At 58.1% G+C, this 20698-nt stretch carries 16 protein-coding genes and 1 tRNA gene; 8 read left to right on the top strand and 9 right to left on the bottom strand.

Annotation, left to right across the window (positions count from 1 at the left end; genetic code table 11):
- Nucleotides 1-18 precede the first annotated feature (18 nt).
- The 3 genes from ntrC to dusB are packed head-to-tail and all read right to left on the bottom strand — an operon-like array spanning nt 19 to nt 3600.
- Complete coding sequence (gene ntrC / locus K6117_RS01240) at nt 19-1461, bottom strand: nitrogen regulation protein NR(I) (RefSeq protein WP_221791959.1); 1443 nt, start codon at nt 1459-1461, stop codon at nt 19-21.
- A complete protein-coding gene (locus K6117_RS01235; RefSeq protein WP_221791958.1) occupies nt 1458-2588 on the bottom strand; it encodes a two-component system sensor histidine kinase NtrB in 1131 nt (376 codons plus the stop codon). Before K6117_RS01235 ends, ntrC begins: the two co-directional genes overlap by 4 nt.
- Nucleotides 2589-2601: 13 nt before the next feature.
- Complete coding sequence (gene dusB, locus K6117_RS01230; protein WP_221791957.1) at nt 2602-3600, bottom strand: tRNA dihydrouridine synthase DusB; 999 nt, start codon at nt 3598-3600, stop codon at nt 2602-2604.
- A gap of 82 nt (nt 3601-3682) precedes the next feature.
- Between dusB and K6117_RS01225 the strand changes: the two genes are divergently transcribed.
- The 3 genes from K6117_RS01225 to K6117_RS01215 are packed head-to-tail and all read left to right on the top strand — an operon-like array spanning nt 3683 to nt 5966.
- A complete protein-coding gene (locus K6117_RS01225) occupies nt 3683-4876 on the top strand; it encodes a bifunctional 2-C-methyl-D-erythritol 4-phosphate cytidylyltransferase/2-C-methyl-D-erythritol 2,4-cyclodiphosphate synthase (RefSeq protein WP_221791956.1) in 1194 nt (397 codons plus the stop codon).
- On the top strand, nt 4873-5430 hold the full coding sequence (locus K6117_RS01220; RefSeq protein ID WP_221791955.1) for a hypothetical protein: 558 nt from the start codon (nt 4873-4875) through the stop codon (nt 5428-5430). Before K6117_RS01225 ends, K6117_RS01220 begins: the two co-directional genes overlap by 4 nt.
- Before the next feature lie 5 nt (nt 5431-5435).
- Complete coding sequence (locus K6117_RS01215; RefSeq protein ID WP_221791954.1) at nt 5436-5966, top strand: CinA family protein; 531 nt, start codon at nt 5436-5438, stop codon at nt 5964-5966.
- Here K6117_RS01215 and K6117_RS01210 read toward each other — a convergent pair.
- Nucleotides 5903-6388 (bottom strand): type II toxin-antitoxin system RatA family toxin, encoded by a 486-nt coding sequence (locus tag K6117_RS01210; RefSeq protein WP_221791953.1) that lies wholly within the window; start codon nt 6386-6388, stop codon nt 5903-5905. The two genes, K6117_RS01215 and K6117_RS01210, sit on opposite strands and share 64 nt — an antisense overlap.
- Nucleotides 6388-7311 carry a lipoyl synthase gene (lipA, locus tag K6117_RS01205; RefSeq protein WP_221791952.1) on the bottom strand — a complete coding sequence of 308 codons (924 nt, stop codon included), beginning with the start codon at nt 7309-7311 and terminating at the stop codon, nt 6388-6390. The genes K6117_RS01210 and lipA overlap by 1 nt, the downstream gene beginning before the upstream one ends.
- Nucleotides 7312-7377: 66 nt before the next feature.
- Here lipA and K6117_RS01200 point away from each other — a divergent pair, with 66 nt between their 5' ends.
- The 5 genes from K6117_RS01200 (at nt 7378) to K6117_RS01180 (ending at nt 13898) form a co-directional block, all read left to right on the top strand.
- The gene (locus K6117_RS01200) at nt 7378-8004 is read left to right on the top strand and encodes a carbonic anhydrase (RefSeq protein ID WP_221791951.1); all 627 of its coding nucleotides are present in this window, start codon (nt 7378-7380) and stop codon (nt 8002-8004) included.
- 63 nt (nt 8005-8067) lie between these two features.
- Nucleotides 8068-8144, top strand: a tRNA-Pro gene (locus K6117_RS01195).
- 369 nt (nt 8145-8513) lie between these two features.
- Nucleotides 8514-10097: a hypothetical protein gene (locus tag K6117_RS01190; protein ID WP_221791950.1), complete on the top strand. Its 1584-nt coding sequence runs from the start codon at nt 8514-8516 to the stop codon at nt 10095-10097.
- A gap of 757 nt (nt 10098-10854) precedes the next feature.
- A complete protein-coding gene (locus tag K6117_RS01185; RefSeq protein WP_221791949.1) occupies nt 10855-12003 on the top strand; it encodes a DUF8202 domain-containing protein in 1149 nt (382 codons plus the stop codon).
- 152 nt (nt 12004-12155) lie between these two features.
- Complete coding sequence (locus K6117_RS01180) at nt 12156-13898, top strand: autotransporter outer membrane beta-barrel domain-containing protein (RefSeq protein ID WP_221791948.1); 1743 nt, start codon at nt 12156-12158, stop codon at nt 13896-13898.
- A gap of 21 nt (nt 13899-13919) precedes the next feature.
- Here the strand turns inward: K6117_RS01180 and K6117_RS01175 are convergent, their stop codons facing one another.
- The 4 genes from K6117_RS01175 to K6117_RS01160 form a co-directional block, all read right to left on the bottom strand.
- The gene (locus tag K6117_RS01175; RefSeq protein ID WP_221791947.1) at nt 13920-19007 is read right to left on the bottom strand and encodes an isopeptide-forming domain-containing fimbrial protein; all 5088 of its coding nucleotides are present in this window, start codon (nt 19005-19007) and stop codon (nt 13920-13922) included.
- A gap of 87 nt (nt 19008-19094) precedes the next feature.
- Nucleotides 19095-20153, bottom strand: coding sequence for a hypothetical protein (locus K6117_RS01170; protein ID WP_221791946.1), 1059 nt, complete (start codon nt 20151-20153; stop codon nt 19095-19097).
- 69 nt (nt 20154-20222) lie between these two features.
- The gene (locus K6117_RS01165; protein ID WP_221791945.1) at nt 20223-20531 is read right to left on the bottom strand and encodes a hypothetical protein; all 309 of its coding nucleotides are present in this window, start codon (nt 20529-20531) and stop codon (nt 20223-20225) included.
- Nucleotides 20532-20546: 15 nt separating this feature from the next.
- The gene (locus K6117_RS01160) at nt 20547-20696 is read right to left on the bottom strand and encodes a hypothetical protein (protein ID WP_221791944.1); all 150 of its coding nucleotides are present in this window, start codon (nt 20694-20696) and stop codon (nt 20547-20549) included.
- Nucleotides 20697-20698: the final 2 nt, after the last annotated feature.

The raw sequence follows: 20698 nt of genomic DNA, 5'->3' as shown, positions 1-20698 counted from the left end.
CGAGATTAGGACCCGAAATCAAGCCCCACTTATCAGGCCGTGATCCCGTAATTTCTGGCGCAATGTATTGCGGTTGATGCCAAGCAAGCGCGCGGCCCGCAATTGATTGCCCTTGGTTGCCGCCATCGTCAGCCGCAATAACGGCAACTCGACCTCGGCCAACACCCGATCATAAAGGCCATCAGGCGGCAAATCGTCGCCAAATCGGGCAAAAAACGCAATCAGGCTTTGCTCGACCGCCGCAGAAAGCCCCTGCCCGTTCGGCAATAATACGGGCGTTTCTTCGCGCCGGTCGGTGCCGCGCAGATATTGGTTGATGACCGCACCAGTCAGCGTTTCCTCGCGCACCAAGGCCGCGAGCCGTCGCATCAGATTTTCCAGCTCACGCACATTGCCGGGCCAGCTATAATCCGTCAGCACCGCCAGCGCGTCTTGTGACAGATGCTTGCGCGGCAGTCCCTCACGCGTGGCCTTATCCAGAAAATGCCGTGCGAGTTCGGCAATGTCTTCCAGCCGCTGCCGCAAGGCTGGCAAATGGATCGGCACGACGTTCAGCCGGTAATACAGATCCTCGCGGAAGAGATGCTTTTCGATCAATTCCGGCAGATGCTTATGCGTCGCGGCGACGATGCGAACATCGGTGGCAATCGTCTGGGCGCTGCCGACGGGGCTATATTCGCCCGATTGCAGTACGCGCAACAGCCGGGTCTGCGCATCCATCGGCATGTCGCCGATTTCATCAAGGAACAAGGTGCCACCTTGCGCCTGTCCGAATTTCCCCGCTGAACGCCCGGTCGCCCCGGTAAACGCCCCTTTTTCATGGCCGAACAATTCGGATTCGATCAATTCGCGCGGGATCGCCGCCATGTTGATGGCGACAAAGGGCTTGACGGCGCGCGGGCCAAGATCATGGATCGCGCGGGCGACAAGTTCCTTGCCCGTCCCGGATTCGCCAAGAATCAGCACCGACAACTCATTGGCGACGACGCGGGCGATAATGCGATAGACTTCTTGCATTGCCGCAGACCGGCCAATCAACGGCAGATCATCGCCAAAGCTAGGCGCAGCCGGGCTGGCGGCGCTGGCGCGTTTGCGGGCGGCGAGACCATCGAACACCGCGCGCGACAATTGGTCGAGGTCGAACGGTTTGGGCAGATATTCAAACGCGCCCTGCTCATTCGCCCGGACTGCCGTCGACAGCGTATTTTGCGCCGACAGGACGATGACCGGCATATTGGTATTACCCGCGATCAGCGAGGGCAGATTGTCCAGCCCATTGCCATCCGGCAGCATGACATCCGTCACCAGCAACTCCGGATCGAATTCAGGAAAGACCTGGCGCATTTCCGACAATGAGCCTGCCGTTTTGACATTATGGCCATCGCGACGCAGCTTTTCGCGAATAACGGTGCAAATCGCCTCGTCATCGTCCACGACCAAAATACGGCCTGTCACGTTCATGCAAATTTCCTCGATTTTGCGTCAACGCGGGGGAGCAGCATCCGGAATACCGTCTGTTCCCGCTCCGTATCGCGCACATATTCAATCATCCCGCCCAGATCGCGCACCAGCTTGTCTACCAGTGCCAGCCCAAGCCCACCGGGCCGATCGGTGCGGGTGGAGACAAAAGGCTCGAACAGATGATCGGCAATGTCTTCGGCCACGCCCGGCCCATTATCGATTACGCATACTTCAATCGGGAGCGAACGGCGCTTTTCGCGGCCATTACGTCGGTCGGCGACCATCACCCCGGTGCGATAGGCCGTCGTGAGGGTAATCTGCGGATGGGGGGTATGTTCCAACGCTTCCGCCGCATTTTTGATGAGGTTGAGAATGACCTGCACCAGCATATCATGATCGCCCAGCACATCCGGCAAGGACGGATCATACACTTCTTTGAACTCTACCCGCGCGCCAAAGCCATGCTGCGCCAGTTCAATCGCATGGCCCAGCACGGCATGAATATTGACCGGACTTGGGGTGAATGCGCGGGTATCGGTGAAGCCCTCCATCCGGTCGATCAACGCCGTGATGCGGTCCACCTCATTGCAGATCAGCCGGGTCATACTGGCGTTGGTTTCATCGCCATCGCCTTGGATCAACTGCGCCGCACCGCGTATGCCCGACAAAGGGTTCTTGATTTCATGCGCCAGCATCGCCGCCGCGCCGACGGCGGTGCGGCTATTGCTGCGGCGGCGATTGCCGCTGACCGACAGATAGGGTGCAGAACGATTGTGCAGGCAGATCAACATCCAGCCGGGCCGATCTGGCATTGGCGTGGCCATCAGATCGACCCGCAAGATGCGATGATCCTGCCGCATCAGATCAATGTCATAGGCCGCGACCGGCGTGGCCTCGGACAGATCCTCCGCCATCAAGGCGCCGCCTTCTGCCGTGCGCAGCAATTCGCCGCTATGGCGACCGATCATCGCGCTCCGGCTCTGATTAAACAAATTTTCCGCTGCATTATTCGCATCGACGACGACATGATCCGGCCCGATCAGCAGCACGGCATTAGGCAGTGCGGCGATCATCTCCGCCGCATCGGGCGTGGGCGCGGATGCCGCCCTCCATTTGCCAAAGACCATTAGGCGAACGCCATCAGGCGGCGATCTGCTGTCGCCAAGGCCGGTAAAATTCCTCCAGCATGGCCAGCACGACCTTCGGGTCCGCCTCGAAATTCACGCGGTTGCGAAACTCCGCCGAGCCGGTCAGGCCGCGTGTGTACCAGCCGATATGCTTGCGCGCGAGCGGCACCGCCGTCTGCGCGCCATAAAGGTCGAGCATGTCTTCATAATGTTCGACAATGATGTGATATTGCTCTTCGACGGTGGGCGTATCAAACACCGGGCGATTGCCCAGCGCCGCCATGACCTGACCAAGTAGCCACGGTTTGCCATAGGCCCCGCGCCCGATCATCACGCCATTCGCGCCCGATTGCGCAAGTGCCTCATGCGCATCTTCAATCGAACAAATATCGCCATTGACGATGACCGGCAGTTTGACCGCATCCTTGACGCTGCGGACAAAACGCCAATCGGCGGTCCCTTTGTACATCTGATTACGGGTGCGGCCATGAACGGTGATGAGCTTGGCGCCCAGATCCTCGGCGATATGCGCCAATTCCGGCGCATTCAGGCTCTCATGGCACCAGCCCATGCGCATCTTGACCGTGACAGGGACCGTCACCGCCTTCACCACCGCATCGATGATCGAGGCCGCGAGCGGCAAATCCTTCATCAGTGCGGAACCAGCATCGCCATTGACGATCTTTTTGACCGGGCAGCCCATATTGATGTCGATAATCGCCGCGCCGCGATCCTGATTAAGCTTGGCGGCCTCGGCCATTTCATAAGGCCCGCAACCGGCAAGCTGCATCGAGACAGGCTCTTCCACCGGGTCCCATGCGGCCTTTTGCAGCGATTGGCGCGTTTCGCGGATCATGGCTTGGCTGGCGATCATTTCAGTCACATTCAGGCCCGAACCAAAGCGCCGCACCAGCCGTCGAAACGGCCTGTCCGTCACGCCCGTCATCGGGGCCAGAATCACGGGTTCGTCGATCCGCACGGGACCGATCTCTATGGGACCATATTGCGTCATGTTCGCCTGCCTAAAAATCAGGCAAATCCTATATGCCCAAAGAGGCTGACAGGCAAGCAAGCCTTGGCTATGGGCATATGCTATGACCGAACGGCCAAACATTGCTGCCCCGCCAAAAACAATCGCGCTGATCGTCGCGGCGGGCGCGGGCGTGCGTGCCGGATTGAATGCGCCTAAGCAATTTCAACCCTTTGCAGGTCAGACCGTGCTCGCCCACAGTGTGCGGGCGCTGCTGACCCATCACGCGATTGATGCGGTGTGGATCGTGACGGGCGCGGATCAATTCGAGGCTTGCCGCGCGGCCATCGGGCCATTTGCCGCGCAAATCCGGATGGTGGCCGGTGGCGCGACCCGGCGGGAATCGGTGTTGAACGGCCTGAACGCCATTGCTGAGGCCGGTAGATGTGGACAGATTTTGATCCATGATGCGGCGCGCCCCGGCCTGCCCCATCGCGTGATCGATGATTTGATCGCCGCATTGGCCACGCATGAGGGCGCGATTCCCGTGCTGCCAGTCGCGGATAGCCTGTCCAATAGCGACGGCGACGATCTCGGCCAAGCCGTGAGCCGCGACGACCTGTGGCGGGTGCAGACACCGCAAGCCTTTCGCTTTGCCGGGATATATCATGCCCATCAGATCTGGGACGACAGCCGGGAAGCCACCGACGACGCGCGGATATTACAGGCCGATGGCGGGCGCGTCGCAATGGTCAAAGGCGATGCATATCTCGATAAATTGACCTATCATGAAGACTTCGCGCGGATGGAGGCGTTGATGACGGCCAATTGGCGCACAAGAACCGGCATGGGGTTCGATGTTCACCGGTTTGAACCGGGCGATACCGTTCATCTATGCGGCGTGCCGATCCCGCACGATCAACGGCTTGCCGGGCATAGCGATGCCGATGTCGCGCTGCATGCGCTGACCGATGCGTTATTGGGCGCGATTGCCGATGGCGATATTGGCCAGCACTTCCCCCCCTCCGATCCGCAATATAAAGGCGCGGCCTCGCACCGCTTCGTGGAATTTGCGCGGGATCGCATCGCGCAGCGCGGTGGCGTGATCGAACATGTAGATGTCACCATCATCTGCGAAGCGCCCAAGATCGGCCCCCATCGCGATGCGATGCGCCATGCGCTCTCGGCAATGTTGCAGCTTGACTTGGACAGTGTAAGCGTCAAGGCCACGACCACCGAACAACTCGGCTTTACGGGGCGACGCGAAGGCATCGCCGCCCAAGCCATTGCGACCGTGCGGATAGGAAATATTGTATGAACCGTTGCGTATCACGGATCAATTTTCGCGCCATTTCCGGGGTTATTGCTGTGGCGACACTGTTCGCCTCCCCTGCTGTGCAAGCGGCGCAATGCCTGACCCGGACCGAGGCCAATGGCGTGATCGCCTTTGCCTTGCCATCGGTGATCACCAGCCTTGAAGGTCGCTGTCGCGCCGTCTTGCCGAAAACCAGCGCCTTATCGACGCTCGGCCTTGATATGGCCGCCAAGATGAGGCCTGAATCCGACCGCGCATGGCCCGCCGCCAAGGCTGCCATTGACAAAATGTCCAAGGCGGAACTGCCAGCATTTCTCGGCGATTCCGTGATTCGTTCGATCTTGGAAGCCGCAATTACCGAAGGGATGGTCGAGGAAGTAAAACCCGATTCTTGCCCGATGGTTGATCGCTTTATCAATGTGCTATCGCCATTGCCCGCCGAAAATCTGACTGGCCTGATGACCTTGCTGGTCGAAATCGCCATGAAGCCGGAAACCAATAATAACCGTCAGAAAGCCGGACCATTTTCGGTCTGCGCTGGCGATACGCAAGGTTGAATGACATGCAAGACGCAGGCTTGAGCGCCGACCTGATTGTACAGGCAAAAGCGGTCATCACCGCCAATCGCCGCAAGGGCAAGAAGATCGCCGTGGCCGAAAGCTGCACTGGCGGCCTCGTCTCCGCCGCGCTCACCGAAATCGCCGGTTCATCCGATGTGTTCGAAGCGGGGTTCATCACTTATGGCAACGAGGCCAAGCGCAAGATGCTGGGCGTGAATGCCGAGGTGCTGGAAACCTTTGGCGCTGTCTCGATTGCGACCGCATGGGCGATGGCGCAGGGCGCGCTGGAACGCTCCGGCTGCGATGTCGCGGTGGCGATTACCGGGATTGCGGGTCCGGGTGGTGGCAGCGAGAAAAAGCCGGTCGGCACCGTCGTGTTCGCCCGTGCGCGGCGCGGCGAAGACCCGGAAACTATTATCGCCGACACGCGCTATTTCGCGGAAAATTCAGGCCGCAGCGATATCCGTCGTCAGGCGGCGTTGTGCGCGCTGGAATTGTTGATGCCCGACGCATCGCCATTTGGCGAACCGTAAAGCGCCCTCGCCCGCGCCTCAAAGGCGTTGACCATCTTATGCACCGCGCGGTCGAGCATCTGGTTAGCCAGCATGTTCAGCACATGGGATCGAAACTGAAAGTCCACATCGAACTGGACATGGCAACCGCCTGCATTGTCCCTATCAAACTGCCAATGGCTGGTCAGATGCTTCATCGGCCCATCGACATAGCTGATCGCCAGCCCATGCGGCGCATCCAATGTCACGCGTGAGCGATAGCGTTCGCTGAACCCCATAAAGCCGACGACAAGATCGACCAGCAGCAATGTCGGCGCGCGTTCGACCACGCGAATAGCCGACACCCAAGGCAGAAATTCGGGATAATGCTCCACATCCGCCGCGACATTGAACAATTGTTCCGGCGTATAGGGAAGCAGCCGCCGGTCCGCGAAAACCCCCATCAGCCCTTGGCCAATTTCGCGTTCCGTGCCTCCCGCATCTGCGCGAAATCGGCATCGGCATGATAGCTTGAGCGCGTCAGCGGGCTGGAGGCGACCTGTAAAAAGCCCTTGGCACGGGCAATCGCGGCATAGCCTTCAAATTGCTTCGGGGTGACAAACTCCATCACCTTCGCATGACGCGGAGTCGGCTGGAGATATTGGCCCATGGTGATGAAATCGATATCTGCCGAACGCATATCGTCCATCACCTGATGGATTTCCATCCGCTCTTCGCCAAGGCCGAGCATCACGCCCGATTTGGTGAAGATCGTCGGGTCGAGCCGCTTGACCGTGTCCAACAGCCGCAGCGACGCATAATAACGCGCGCCGGGGCGAATCGTTGGGTACAGCCTCGGCACGGTTTCGAGATTGTGATTATAGACATCGGGCCGCGCCGCCACGATCGATTCCAACGCCTGTTCGCGCTTGTTGCGAAAATCCGGCGTCAGGATTTCAATGGTCGTGTCGGGGGTTGAGGCCCGCAGGGCATTGATCACCTTGACGAACTGACTCGCGCCGCCATCCGGCAGATCGTCGCGATCAACCGAGGTGATGACGATATGCTTCAGGCCCATTTCTGCCGCCGCATCCGCCACATGCTGCGGCTCCATCGCGTCCACGGCGCGCGGCATGCCGGTCTTGATGTTGCAAAAGGCGCAGGCTCTGGTGCAGGTGTCGCCCAAGATCATTACCGTCGCGTGCTTTTTCGTCCAGCATTCGCCGATATTGGGGCAAGCCGCCTCTTCGCACACTGTCGCGAGATTAAGCCGTCTCATCAATTGGCGGGTTTCATTATATCCCGCGCTGGTCGGCGCTTTGACGCGAATCCAATCCGGCTTGCGGGTGCGCTCTGCCGGGGCCTGTTCTTGAATGATCTGGGTCATGCGATGCCCATACAGCGTCCCGAGCCGTCTTGCCACCCGCCATTTTCAGAGCTAACTCCGCAAGTCATGACAATGTTCACCAACATGATCGACGGCTATCGCCGTTTTCGCGCCAATGGCTGGATGACGCAGCATGAACGCTGGACAACTTTGGCGGATGGCCAATCGCCCCGGGTGATGGTGATCGCCTGTTGCGATAGCCGAGTTGATCCTGCGACGATCTTTGACGCCTCCCCCGGCGAGATGTTCGTCGTCCGTAACATCGCCAATCTCGTGCCGCCTTTCGAAACCACGCCGGGCCATCATGGCGTGTCGGCAGCGCTTGAATTTGCCGTGACCCAATTGGAGGTCGAAGAAATCGTCGTCATGGGCCACGGGCAATGTGGTGGCATCGCGGCGGCCATGTCCCAGCGTTTCGCCGATGCGGCACCGGGCGAAGGCGGGTTTATCGCATCATGGATTCACATGCTGGACGAGGCCCGTGATCGCGTGATCCACGAACATGGCTGCAACGCCACGCATGAGTTGGAACTGGAGGCAATCAAGACCAGCATCGCCAATCTGCGGACATTCGCCTGCATTCGGGAGCGTGAAAAGGCTGGAAAGCTGGAGCTTCATGGTGCGTGGTTCTCGATTGATGCCGGAAAATTGCATGTGTTGGACCCCGTAACCGGGGAATTCGCACCCGCCTGATAAAAATCGTCGCGATTTTGCTTGGCAAAGCGGGCGATCATTACTACGGACCATCCCACCAGTCGGGGAGTGGCGCAGCCTGGTAGCGCATCTGGTTTGGGACCAGAGGGTCGCAGGTTCGAATCCTGTCTCCCCGACCATCATATCCGCCCAGCATGATGGGCCGATTATTTTCAGACATCGCGCCATACGCCCTGATAATGTCGCTAGATGCATCATCGCACTCAATAATTTGACGTTAACTTCTTGCAGCGATAACGTTGGTTATGTTTGTAAAGCGTATTCCTTGCCCCCAAATAATCGAGTTCTCACTTTTTGAGGAACGACGGGTTCGTCCCTCACCCGCACGGATGCAGGCGCATTGGCCTCTGCTGGCCCTGCTCGCGCTGTTCTGGCCTTCCCTCACACTGGCCGATGCCCCGCATGATATACCGGGTAATCAACGCCTGTGGCTGGACGGGCTGGATGTGAGCGGCACCGATACCGGCAATGGCGGCGGCACGAACCCCATGGGCGGTGCGCAGGTCACGTCGTGGAAGGATAAAAGCGCCAACGCCTATACTGCAGGCGATGCGACCAGCTATGGCGCAACGACCCACAGTTTACCGACCTATAGCGCGGGCAATGGTGTTTCGTTTGATGGAACCACCAATATACTTGAGGTTGTCGGCGGCATCTATCCGAATAATGCTGCCATATCGGACAGCGATTATTTTATCGTCACCACCAGCGTTACAAATAAATATCAATTCTTGTTCTACAATAATTTACCAACAACTAGTTCGGGCCCTCGCATCTCCGCCCATATGCCATGGATAGACAGCACTATTTATTGGGACCATAGCACACGTATAGCCATTAGCTGGGGTGGAAACAGCTCAGTTTATAATCGAAAATATATTTATAATTTGGGGGCTAGCGTAAGCGGTCAGCAATCTATTGCAAGAGATGGTAATATTTTATCAAGCATAAATGGATCATCTGCCACAATATACACAAAATTATCGACGCATACATTTTTTTTAGGAAATGGTTATACAGGCAGCGGCGCTTCTCATAACGGCGTCATTTCTGAATTCATCGTTTATTCGCGCCGGTTGAATAGTGCGGAAAAGAATATCCTCCAATCCTATCTGGCCGCAAAACATGCCAACCCCGGCGGTGCAGGTGCGGCCAACCGCTATACCAATACTGTATATAAGTTTCATGTCGGCGGGATCGGGCAGGAAAGCGATGGATCGCTTACCACCGGCACCTCTGCCGGGTTGACCATTGCCAACACCTCATTCCTCGCCACCGGCAATTATGTATTGGCCGGATTGCCTGCGCTGTCTCCCGCCACCGGCAGCACCGCCGCCGATGTGCCGACCGGCTTTAATGCGCGTTCCCAGCGCATCTGGTATCTCAACCGCACCGGCACCGGGACTGGGGCCATCTCGCTGAGCTTCAAACTATCCGATCTTGGGATGACCGCCACCAACGGACAGCGGCTGGCGTTATTGTCACGCAGCGAGACGACCGGCACGTTCGCTTCGCTCGCGACTACCAATTATAATGGCAGCGGCACCGCCAGTTTTTCGATCAGCGACCCGCAAACTGGCTATTACGTGCTGGCGCTCGCGCCTTTGCCGATCCTCACCGCTTCGTTGAGCAATATTGTCCAGTCGGACGGCATCAATGTCAGCGATTTCAAGGCCATTCCCAACGCCCTGATCAAAGTCAGCGCCAATATGACCAACAGCGGGCAAGGCAGCCCGGATGCCAATAGCACGACCCTGACCCTTCCCGTCCCCGCCAATATGACATTTTTCGTCGGCGACATCGGCTCGGTCGGTGGCGGCCCGGTGACGTTCAATCAAGGGTCGCCGACATCCAGCCTAACTTACACCTACACCGCCCTTGGCAGCACCAGCGACGGGTTGGAATTCTCGAATGATTCCGGGACGACATGGACCTACGCCCCTGTGCCGGATGGCCAGCAGGGCGACACGCATATCACTCATGTGCGGATCAAGCCGGGCGGCAGCTTTGCCACTAGCACCGCCGCCCCCTTTCCCAATTTTAGCGTGGATTATGGTCTGTTGGTGAAATAGGCGGCATAAGACCTATTGGTCGATAACTAATATTGCTCGATTATGGATAATGTAAACTTTATCAATCATTTGACGTAAAATTACTACGGGTATAGTATTGGTTATGTTTGCATTGCGTTTTACTCCCACAGATATGACTGTCATCGCTGACAAGTGGCGACGTCACCGACCTTCAATATCTCTACTGGCGCTACTTGGGTTGATATGGCCACCCATGGCGATGGCCGATGCCCCGCATGACATTCAGGGCAATCTGCGCCTGTGGCTGGACGGGCTGGATGTAAGCGGCACCGATACCGGCAATGGCGGCGGCACCAACCCAACAGGCGGCGCACAGGTGACGACATGGAAGGATAAGAGCGTCAATGGGTTCGTCGCAGGCGATGCAACTGACTTTGGCACAGGAAATCGCACCTTTCCAACCTACACGGCAGGCACCGGCATATCATTCGATGGCACGAAAAATATACTGGAAATTCCATCCGGCCTATATGGCAACGGCACAGTAGTAAGCAACAGTGAAATATTCACTGTTTATACAACAAGATTAAATAAAGCGTCATTTTTATTTTACTTAGGAACCAATGGGGATAACCTAAAAAGAATAAGCTACTCTCCAGCCTATGCAGATTCGAAGGTATATTGGGATCACGGAAGCCCCTTTTCACCGGGAAGGGTAAGCCTCACTTTTAACGGATCTCACAACCAGTTAAATATTTTCAATTTAGGCGCTAGTACGAGCGGCACGCAGTCCATCGTGCGCGATGGCACTGTTTTGGCCAGTGCATCCGGATCGGCAAGTCATACCCAATTATCCACCAACCGTTTCTTCATTGGCGGTGGCGAAATCGGGACATCCAACTTCCATAACGGAATTATATCCGAATTCATCGTCTATTCGCGCCGGTTGAACAGTGCGGAAAAGAACATCATCCAATCCTATCTGGCCGCCAAACATGCCAATCCCGGCGGCGCAGGCACAGCCAATCGTTATACCAATACCGATGGCTATCGTTTTCATGTGGGTGGGATCGGGCAGGAAAGCGATGGGTCGCTTGCCACCGGCTCCTCTGCTGGGCTGACCATCGCCGACAGCAGTTTTCTCGCCAATGGCAATTATGTGATGGCTGGATTGCCCGCCTTATCCCCTGCGACCGGGAGCGCCACCAGCGATGCGCCAACTGGCTATAAATCGCGTTCGCAGCGAATCTGGTTTCTCAATCGCACCGGCACCGGGACTGGCACGATCTCGCTGAGTTTCAAACTGTCCGATCTGGGGGTGACTGCCACCAGCGGGCAACGACTGGCGTTATTGACGCGCAGCGCGACGACCGGCACGTTCACCACGCTCGCGACCACCAATTATGCAGGAAGCGGCAGCGCCAGTTTCTCCATCAGCGATCCGAAGTCCGGCTATTACGCCCTGGCGCTCGAGCCGGTGCCGATTGTGACCGCTACGTTGAGCAATATTGTGCAAAGCGATGGCATCAACAGCAGCAATTTCAAGGCCATTCCTAATGCCCTGATCAAAGCCAGCGCTAATATGACCAATAGCGGGCCGGGCAATTCGGATAGCAATAACACGACCCTGACCATCCCCGTGCCCGCCAATATGACATTTTTCGTCGGCGATATCGGCTCAGTCGGCAGCGGCCCGGTGAAGTTCAATCAAGGGTCGCCGACATCCGGCCTGACCTATAGTTATACCGCCCTTGGTAACACGAGCGACGGGCTGGAATTCTCGAATGATTCCGGGGCGACATGGACCTACACCCCCGTGCCGGATGGTCAGCAGGGCGACACCCATATCACCCATGTGCGGATCAAGCCGAGCGGCAGCTTCGCCACCAGCACCGCCTCCCCCTTTCCCAATTTCACCGTGGATTACGGCCTGTTGGTGAAATAGCCGCCAGTGCAGGATACTTAACCAGCTCAATAATTTGACGTTTTCACCTTGCGGGAATAATATTGGGTATGTCTGTAAAGCGTCACTCCTCCCCTCATCTTATGGTCCGTATACTGCATGAGGGGCGGCAGCCTCTAATGTCAAAGGCATGCATGCGGGCGCACCATCCCCTGCTCGCCATGTTCGCGCTGCTGTGGCCATCAATGGCGATGGCGGACGCGCCGCATGATATACAGGGCAATCTGCGCCTATGGCTGGATGGGCTGGATGTGAATGGCACCGATACCGGCAATGGCGGCGGCTCCAATCCAACGAACGGTGCACAGGTCAAGGCGTGGAAAGACAAAAGCGCGAATGCGTTCACGGCGGGCGATGCCGTTAGCAATACCACGCGCACCTTCCCCACTTACAACGAATCTTCCGGGGTATCTTTCAATGGGGTTCGCGACATCCTTGAAATTCCTGGCGGCATATTTCCTTCCGGTGTCGGAGTCAGTGCCAGCGAGATACTCATTATCGCAACGACCAGGACAATTGCCGCATTACCCATTTTGTTAAGCAATGGGAATGCGGGGGGATCCGGGACTAACCGTTATTTGGTCTCATTACCGTGGAATGATGGGAACATCTATTGGGATCATGGAAATCTCAATGCGGGCCGGGTATCGGTTAGTTGGTCTGGGACAAATTCGGCCCTTGATCGCGTTTATCTCTACAATTTTAATGCAAGTTCGCCGATCTCTATTGCGCGCGATGGCTCCACGATCGCCAGTTCATCAAACACGGGCACGTACACACCTGCCTCTAACCACTTTTTCAATATTGGTGGCGGTGAAGGGGATAGCAACAGACATCATGATGGTATTGTATCCGAACTTATCGTCTATTCTCGCAAGTTGAAGACGGCAGAACGCAACATCATCCAATCCTATCTGGCCGCCAAACACGCCAATCCCGGCGGCGCGGGATCACTCAATCGTTATACCAACAGCGCTGGCTATCGTTATCATGTCGGCGGGATCGGGCAGGAAAGCGACGGGTCGCTTACCACCGGCACCTCTGCCGGGCTGACCATCACCAACACCTCTTTTCTCGCCAATGGCAATTATGTGCTGGCCGGATTGTCCGCGCTGTCCCCCACGACCGGCACAACCTCCGCCGATGCGCCAACCGGCTTTAATGCGCGTTCCCAGCGCATCTGGTTTCTCAACCGCACTGGCACCGGAACGGGCGCGATTTCGCTCAGTTTCAAATTATCCGATCTGGGGGTGACCGCCACCAACGGGCAACGACTGGCGTTATTATCGCGCAGCGCGACGACCGGGACGTTCACCATGTTGGCGACCACCAATTATGCAGGGGGTGGCACCGCCAGCTTTTCGATCAGCGATCCGCAAAATGGCTATTACGCGCTAGCGCTTGAACCGATGCCGGTTGTGACCGCTTCATTGAACCATATTGTCCAGTCGGACGGTATCAACAGCAGCAATTTCAAAGCTATTCCCAATGCCCTGATCAAAGCCAGCGCCAATATGACCAATAGCGGGCCGGGCAGCCCGGATAGCAATAGCACAACCCTGACCATCCCCGTCCCCGCCAATATGACCTTCTTCGTTGGCGACATCGCCACGGTCGGCGGTGGCCCGGTGAAGTTCAATCAAGGGTCGCCGACATCCGGCCTGACTTATAGCTACACCGTCCTTGGCAATAGCAGCGACGGTCTGGAATTCTCGAATGATTCCGGCGCGACATGGACCTACACCCCTGTGCCGGATGGTCAGCAGGGCGACACCCATATCACCCATGTGCGGATCAAGCCGAGCGGCAGCTTCGCCACCAGCACCGCCTCCCCCTTTCCCAATTTCACCGTGGATTACGGCCTGTTGGTGAAATAACTGGTGGCCGCGATGCGCGGCCTATTGCTGCCCCATGCCAAGGAATGAAAAGCTGTCATTGTCCAGCTTCAACCGGGCGGCGACAAAAATACCTTGATCGGTATTGCGGGCCGCAGAGAAATCGCGATCGCGATAGCCCTTCACATTATAGCCTATCGACAACAGGACGTTGGTTGTGGGGGTGATCCCGATTTCGGGACCATATGAAAAGCTGACACTATTATCCATCAAATTGGCCCGGACGCTGGTGCGCCCGCCAAGATCGACAAATTCATTCAGCCCCCAACGGCCATCGAATCCTGCAATCAGCGTAGTCCCGGCAAGGTCATAGTCCCCCAATTGATCGAAATTATACCGCACCGCCGCGAACAGGCTGGCCTCACTACGCTGGATAAACTGGTTGCCATCCTGCTCCTTTGGCGACCAGTTGAGGGCCACCGACCCGATCACCCGCGTGGAGCGGGCATCGCCGATCACATTAAATGCATTGCCGGCAATGTCCGGCCCTCCGGAAGAAATGTTGCGCACGCTATCGGCACGGAGTTCAATCTTGCCCAGCACGGCATAAGGGGCAGCGGCAGGGCGATGCGCCAGCGCCAGCGTGCTATTGATAACAGCGCTCGACGCCCCACCCGCTGCTGTCGCCCGCGTCCAGCCAAAAGACCCGCCGAACATGCTGCCTTCGCCCAATTGGCGAATGGCGCCCAGCGTCACGCCCTTGCGATCATCATCCTGTCCATCGCGATATTCGCCCCGGCCAGAGATGCTCCATGGACCATTGCGCCATGCCGCGCCCGTGGTGAATGCCGTGTAATCATATTCAAGCCTTCCCCCTTCGGCCACGCGCCCGCCGCTTGCGGGCGGCTGTGCGGGATTGATCGCATTATTGGCGGCGCTTTGGCTTAGATTGCGAGCCGCATCCATGGTCGCACTGATCGACAAATGGCGGCTGACATCGAACGTCTGGGTCAGGCCAAAGTTGGCGAAGGCGCGCTTACCCTCTTCGGCCTGTGCCTGCTGGCCAAGCCCGGTCATGATGCGCGCGCCCTGCCATGGCGAGACTTCCAGTCCGGCCCGCGCGGTGCGGCTATCGCCGGTCGTGCCATTGGCGATTTCATAGCTGCCGACCAGACGCACATCCTTGCTCAGATTATAACGCGATGACAGGCGATGGCGCGCTGGCAAGTCCACGGCTTCACTCTTGCCGAGTGCCAGCGATGTGGAGGCTGCAATTTCCAGCCTGTTGTCAAACAGCCTTTGGGTCGCCCCGCCTTCCAGCAAGGTCGAACTGACCTGCTGCCCATCGAACCTTGTATCATACATCGTCGCCAGCCCGATGCGCGCATCGGTGCGCCGCGTGCGATGGGCAGCGCCAATCTGCACCGCCGTGCGATGCGATGCATCACGCAAACTGTCATCATCCCATGCGCTGGCGGTCAATGAGACAGATTCGCTCATTTCATATCGCGCATCCAGCCCGTATTTACGCCGTCCGCGCTCCGCACCGCTCATTTGGCCCAGGCCGAAATCCTGCGAGGCGGATCGGGCATAAGCCAGCAGATCAAGCCGTCCTGCATGATGTTCGGTTTCGATCAGCCATGCATCGGCCTGCGCCCCGCCCTGAAAGCTGCGCCCGGCTTCGGCCCGCACTTCGGTCGCATCGCCGAGGCGAAGTCGCACATCGACGGCGGCAAGGTCCGTGCGGGCATCGGCGTTGGCATTGCCATTTGCCGTGTCGCCGGTATCGGTGATGATCGTGCTACCGATCCGCAGCTTGCCATTTTGCGTGGTCCAGTCGGTGCGTACGCCTGCATTGACCGGGCCACCGCCTGCGAGATGATCAAGTTCAAAGTCGATCACGACGAATTGCGGATTCAGATCATGATCCCGGCTCAATACCGGCTCCTTGAAACTGATCGTGCCGGAAATCACGTCAATGTCATAATCGACGAACCGCGCCAGCGTGCGGCGCGAGACGATCACTTCAGAACGGAAACGGTCGCGCACTTCAAGTGTGACGGATTCGCTGCCGACAATAATTCCACGGCTCGACAAGCGATAAGGGCCCGAAATGCCCCCACCCTGAAATTCATCACGGCGATGGGTGGAAGACACTTGCGCGGCAAAACCGGCCATATGCCAACCGCCGCGCATAATCTCGCCACGCACCCCGGTGGCGGTGCGGAGATAGCGGCCAAGCTGGGTCTGGTCGAAACCGGCATCAAAATCGCCATATTGCGCGGTCAGGCCACGGCCTTCGACCCGCACATAGAATTTGTCGCGGCTGGCGGCATCGAACAGCCGCTCCGAACCATCGGCAAAGACGGAATAATATGCACGCGGATCAAGCGCGCCTTGCAGATTCTGTTCATTGCGTTGCTTGGCGCTATCATAGGCCGCAGTGACCAAAATATCGTCCGTCACCGGCCCCTTGGCATAAACGGCGATCCGCGCATTGCGCCCAAGGTCGCTGTCGAAATCCGTCGTCCGTTGCATCTGATCCGCGACATCGACCGCCCCGGCCCCTGCTTCGACCAGGCCCGTAACCGTCCATGCCTGCTTACCCGGCATGATCCAGCTATCCAGTTCCTGACGGCGGCGTTGTTGCCCATCGACAAATGTAAATTCCATGTGCAGCTTGCCGCTGGTCATTGTCGGGGCCAGTTCGACATAGGCGATGCCGTCATCGCCCTTCACCAGCCAGCGCGGCGCTTTGCTGCCTGTGCCGGAAAGTGCTTGCGATTGCCGTGCATCGACCGCCTCGGCACTTTCATAAGGCGATGACAGGGTAAAATCGCCGGTCAGGCCTGCATGGACCGGACGTCCTGCCCGATCCGTCACACGCAATGCCAGCACAGGCCGGGTGACGCCATCGGCAATCAGGCGGCTGCGGGTCGGCAACAGTTCGATCTGCGCGGGCGTGCTGACAAAATGCACATCGCGGGTAAGGGTGGACAGGAGCGCACCCTTTTCGCTCCGCACCAATGCAGACAAATGGGTCACTTCACCTTCAAGCGGAATCCCGCGCCACAGGCTGACGGCATAAGTGCCGCCCGGGGCGGTTGAGATGTTGTCGAACGCCACGGGATCGACCGGCTTGCCATCGATCAGCAGTTCTATTTTCTCGGTAACCTTATGCCGTATCGCTACGCGCACAGCCGGGGCGCGCGGATTGTGATCAGGCGCGGGGAACAGGAACGCGGTCGGGCCATTGCCCTTTTGCAGCCAAATCACCTCGGCTCCTGCTGCTGCGCGGCTGTCGGCCTCTTCGCTGGTAAGGGGGGCTGCAATAGGCACCTTGCTTGCCGGGCCGGCATTTTTCTCTGGAACGCTCTTGCTTTCCGGGACGACTGCGAAGAAATCCGCCGTCATCAGGCTACCGCCCTGCCCGATCACGAAACGCGAATTCGCACTGCCTGCGCTGCGGGTCGAACGGGCGCAATCGACGAACTTGCCGCCTTTGGGCAGCGTATTGGATTGCGCCTGCACGACATGGCTGCCGGGCAACAGGCCCGTGAAATGATAGCGCCCTTCGGCATCGGTAATGGCAAAGCTGCCATCTTCCAGCACCACCCGCACACCGGCTATGCCCTCATGCGGGGCGGCAATGTCGCATCCGCCCGCAACGATCCGCCCCAATATGGTGGTGCGTGAGGCGAGGTCTTCGCGCTCGATCCGCACGATCGCACCTGCATTGGCGGAAACGCCTTGGCGATCCGTGGCCGTCACCCGATTGATCGCCTGCCCTGCATTCGCATCTGGCCGCACTGTCATCGCATAAGTGATCGTCCGGCTTTTCCCCGGCGCAATATCGCCCAGCGCGATCGTCAGCTTCCTGCCATCCGCCGCGAAATCGGCTGTGTTCGCAGCAGCGGGCGCGCCGTCGACCCGCAGGCTATCACGACGATAGCGCAGCGCCGTTGCCGGGATGTCCACCAGTTGCACGCCACGGTTGGCACGCCGCTTATCGGCATTCTGCACGACAATCGTATAGACCAGCATATCCCCTGGCAGGGCATTGGCCCGCGAGACCGTCTTGGTCAGTTCCACCGCCGATGCCGGACGATCTAGCGGAATATCAACACGCACCGGCTCAGGCCCGGCCACGGCAAAGACCCCGCCGAACGAACCGTCACCCAGCGCCAGCGGCTGACCATCGGGGCGACGCAACACCGACAATTGCGTGATATTGGCCTTGGATGGCCCGCTATAGGGCGCAGGCGGTTCGGCCAGCAGCCGGTAATTGCCAAAAGCCGTCAACGGAAATTGATATTCGCCCGGCAACATCGGATGACGATTGCCCGCGCCATCGGTCACGATTTCACCCGTTATCATCGTCGATGGCCAAGGCGTGACCCCATCCGGGCCAAAAACGCGCGCAGGTGCACCAGTCGCGGCATCCACCAACGTCATTCGCACACCATTGATCGGGGAGCCATCCTCGCTATCGAACAACAATCCGAACGGATCGGCCAGAATCTCCACCTGCGTAGAAGCGATTACCGCCTGCACAGTGGCGATGCTGAATTCGATCTGGACCTGATCGCCCGGCGCCACGCTCAACCGGCAATCACCCTGCACGGGCGCGGGTGGATTGCCAACGGTCGGGATAGCGCCAATGAACACGCCACTATTGGCCGCAGTCTCGAACACGGTGATCGCCTCGCGCTCGCCCCCGTTGATCGTCAACGTGGCGGTAACATGATCAATCTGGTTTGCATCATTATTGACGCTGGTGGATTTGAGGCTGACATACATCACCTCGCCCAGATAGAGCTTGTTGGCGTTTTCAAGCGCGGCGATCTCGGCCTCGCCCACGGTGGCGGATGATGTATTGATTTTTTGTCCACCGCAGAACGATGGCATATAATTGATCGACTGCCCTGTGCTGACGCCGCCTGTCGCTGGCTTGAACACCTCCACGGTGCCGGCTGCCTGCTGCACCGCGATTGTCACTGTGTTGGAAGTGATCAACAAGGTCCGGCCTTGTTCCACCCATCGGGCGGCGGCGGTATTATGAATAGTCTGCGCCTTGGCGATGGATACACCCGTGCATAATGTCGCGTACAACAGTGCAAGGATGTATCCGATACGCTGCAAAATACTCATTACCTCTGACAATATATGAAGCGCTCGCTGCACTTTATAAGATGCTGCGCCGCCTGTTCAGTTGATCGTGTTTACGTTGCTGGAAACTTAGTTGATCGTGGCGCGATAAAGCACGGTTTTGGTTTCGTTCGCGGCCACGCCGCTTAACGTGACGGTGACGGAACCCGTCGCATAACTGCCGCCTGCGATGCCATCGCTGTTGCAGACGCCCGCTGAATATGTGCCGCTGAAAAAGATCCCATAGGTTGCATCATAGGCGATCTGGCTAGGCAGTGGGTCTGTGATATCCACGCTGTCCGCAGGGGCGCTGCCAGAGGCATTGGCCACCACGATGCAATATTCGACGGTCGCACCGGGAATCGCCTTGGGATTGGTGGTCCCGTTCAAGGGATCGCTGATGACCTTGCTGATCTTGGTGACGCTCAGCGTGGCCGTGAAGACGAGATAATCATTCTTGATCGAATAGGCCGCATCACGCGCGCTATCGGTGGCTCCGGCCCCATCGGCAAAGACCGTATCCATCGCACTGGTGTTTGCGCCGCTCGTTTCTGTCAGGGCAGCCCCCTTACTGCCCGAGCCACCGCCTTCAAAGCCGGTTGAGGTCAGCACAATCGTCGCATCATCGCCATTCAGGCGACCAAGCGGAATATCCGATACCACGAACACCGTCTTATTGGCATCGGCGGCCAGTTCATCCAGATATGTCACCTGCGTATCTGTGCCGGAATCATAGGTGCCATTGGCATTGCTATCGACATAGATTTTTACATTCGATGTATCGAAATTATCCGTGGCGCCATAGGCACCCGTACTGCCGCTCTGCTGGGCGACTGCCAGACCGAAATCGAGCGTGGCGTTTGAAAGATTGGTCACGGTGAACGTCGTGACCGCCGAGGTCTGCCCCGGAGATACCGAGGTCGCGCTTGAGCCGACCCGAGCAATGGTGACGTTGACCTTGCGATCGACGGTGATGGTGTTGGAGGCCGTGACCGTATTCTGCGACACGCCGCCCACCTGATAGGCGATGCTGGCTGTGTTGGTGATTGACGTCCCCGCTGCTGTGCCTGCGGCCAGCGCATTAGCTGAATGGAGCATGGCAAGCGCCATGACACTCACCATGGTCAGCATTTTGCTTCTGTTACTCATACGCTAATCCTTACTCTTGAACATGGCCGCGAAAGATCCGGCGTTGATCGAAACACTCAATTCATCTTGTCAGCGGACGATGGCATTATAGGTTAAAACGCCTGATGCCCCTGCCGCGAGCGTGGCCAGCGTCCAACGCACATGCGTAGCATCGCTCGCCTGCGCGGGTCGCCTGCCGCCCTGCCCGTCCGGCACGGTCAGCATCGTCAGCCGTCCCCAATTTTTACCATCGTCGACCGACACCTCCAGGGTTCCCTTTGCATCGGATGCGAGTGTAACGCCTTGCGGGATGGGGTTGGTGACGACGAAGTTCTTCACGACCATCGCACCTGTATTGTGATAGGCGGTGGAGAAGATCAGCCTGTCGCCCGGCACCACGACCTTCGGTTCGGTTTACTGGTGCTGCTCCTTGCCATTTTGAACCACGATCTTGTCGAGCTTCACATCGCCCTTCAACTCGACCGGCGACGCGGCTTGCGCCAGCGCGGCAGGGGCGTGAGAAATGGCAACAAATGCGCCCAGCAACAGAAACTTTTTACGCATCG

The sequence above is a fragment of the Alteraquisediminimonas sediminicola genome (assembly GCF_019740335.1).
Classification (GTDB): domain Bacteria; phylum Pseudomonadota; class Alphaproteobacteria; order Sphingomonadales; family Sphingomonadaceae; genus Alteraquisediminimonas; species Alteraquisediminimonas sediminicola.
The sequence above is the reverse complement of the archived record's forward strand: the minus strand, read 5'-3'. Positions and strand labels throughout refer to the sequence as shown.

What these genes read in the sequence shown, in the direction of transcription:
- ntrC (WP_221791959.1), bottom strand. Translation starts at nt 1,461, where the DNA reads ATGAACGTGACAGGCCGTATTTTGGTCGTGGACGATGACGAGGCGATT.
- K6117_RS01235 (WP_221791958.1), bottom strand. Translation starts at nt 2,588, where the DNA reads ATGGTCTTTGGCAAATGGAGGGCGGCATCCGCGCCCACGCCCGATGCG.
- dusB (WP_221791957.1), bottom strand. Translation starts at nt 3,600, where the DNA reads ATGACGCAATATGGTCCCATAGAGATCGGTCCCGTGCGGATCGACGAA.
- K6117_RS01225 (WP_221791956.1), top strand. Translation starts at nt 3,683, where the DNA reads ATGACCGAACGGCCAAACATTGCTGCCCCGCCAAAAACAATCGCGCTG.
- K6117_RS01220 (WP_221791955.1), top strand. Translation starts at nt 4,873, where the DNA reads ATGAACCGTTGCGTATCACGGATCAATTTTCGCGCCATTTCCGGGGTT.
- K6117_RS01215 (WP_221791954.1), top strand. Translation starts at nt 5,436, where the DNA reads ATGCAAGACGCAGGCTTGAGCGCCGACCTGATTGTACAGGCAAAAGCG.
- K6117_RS01210 (WP_221791953.1), bottom strand. Translation starts at nt 6,388, where the DNA reads ATGGGGGTTTTCGCGGACCGGCGGCTGCTTCCCTATACGCCGGAACAA.
- lipA (WP_221791952.1), bottom strand. Translation starts at nt 7,311, where the DNA reads ATGACCCAGATCATTCAAGAACAGGCCCCGGCAGAGCGCACCCGCAAG.
- K6117_RS01200 (WP_221791951.1), top strand. Translation starts at nt 7,378, where the DNA reads ATGACAATGTTCACCAACATGATCGACGGCTATCGCCGTTTTCGCGCC.
- K6117_RS01190 (WP_221791950.1), top strand. Translation starts at nt 8,514, where the DNA reads ATGGGCGGTGCGCAGGTCACGTCGTGGAAGGATAAAAGCGCCAACGCC.
- K6117_RS01180 (WP_221791948.1), top strand. Translation starts at nt 12,156, where the DNA reads ATGCGGGCGCACCATCCCCTGCTCGCCATGTTCGCGCTGCTGTGGCCA.
- K6117_RS01175 (WP_221791947.1), bottom strand. Translation starts at nt 19,007, where the DNA reads ATGAGTATTTTGCAGCGTATCGGATACATCCTTGCACTGTTGTACGCG.
- K6117_RS01170 (WP_221791946.1), bottom strand. Translation starts at nt 20,153, where the DNA reads ATGAGTAACAGAAGCAAAATGCTGACCATGGTGAGTGTCATGGCGCTT.
- K6117_RS01160 (WP_221791944.1), bottom strand. Translation starts at nt 20,696, where the DNA reads ATGCGTAAAAAGTTTCTGTTGCTGGGCGCATTTGTTGCCATTTCTCAC.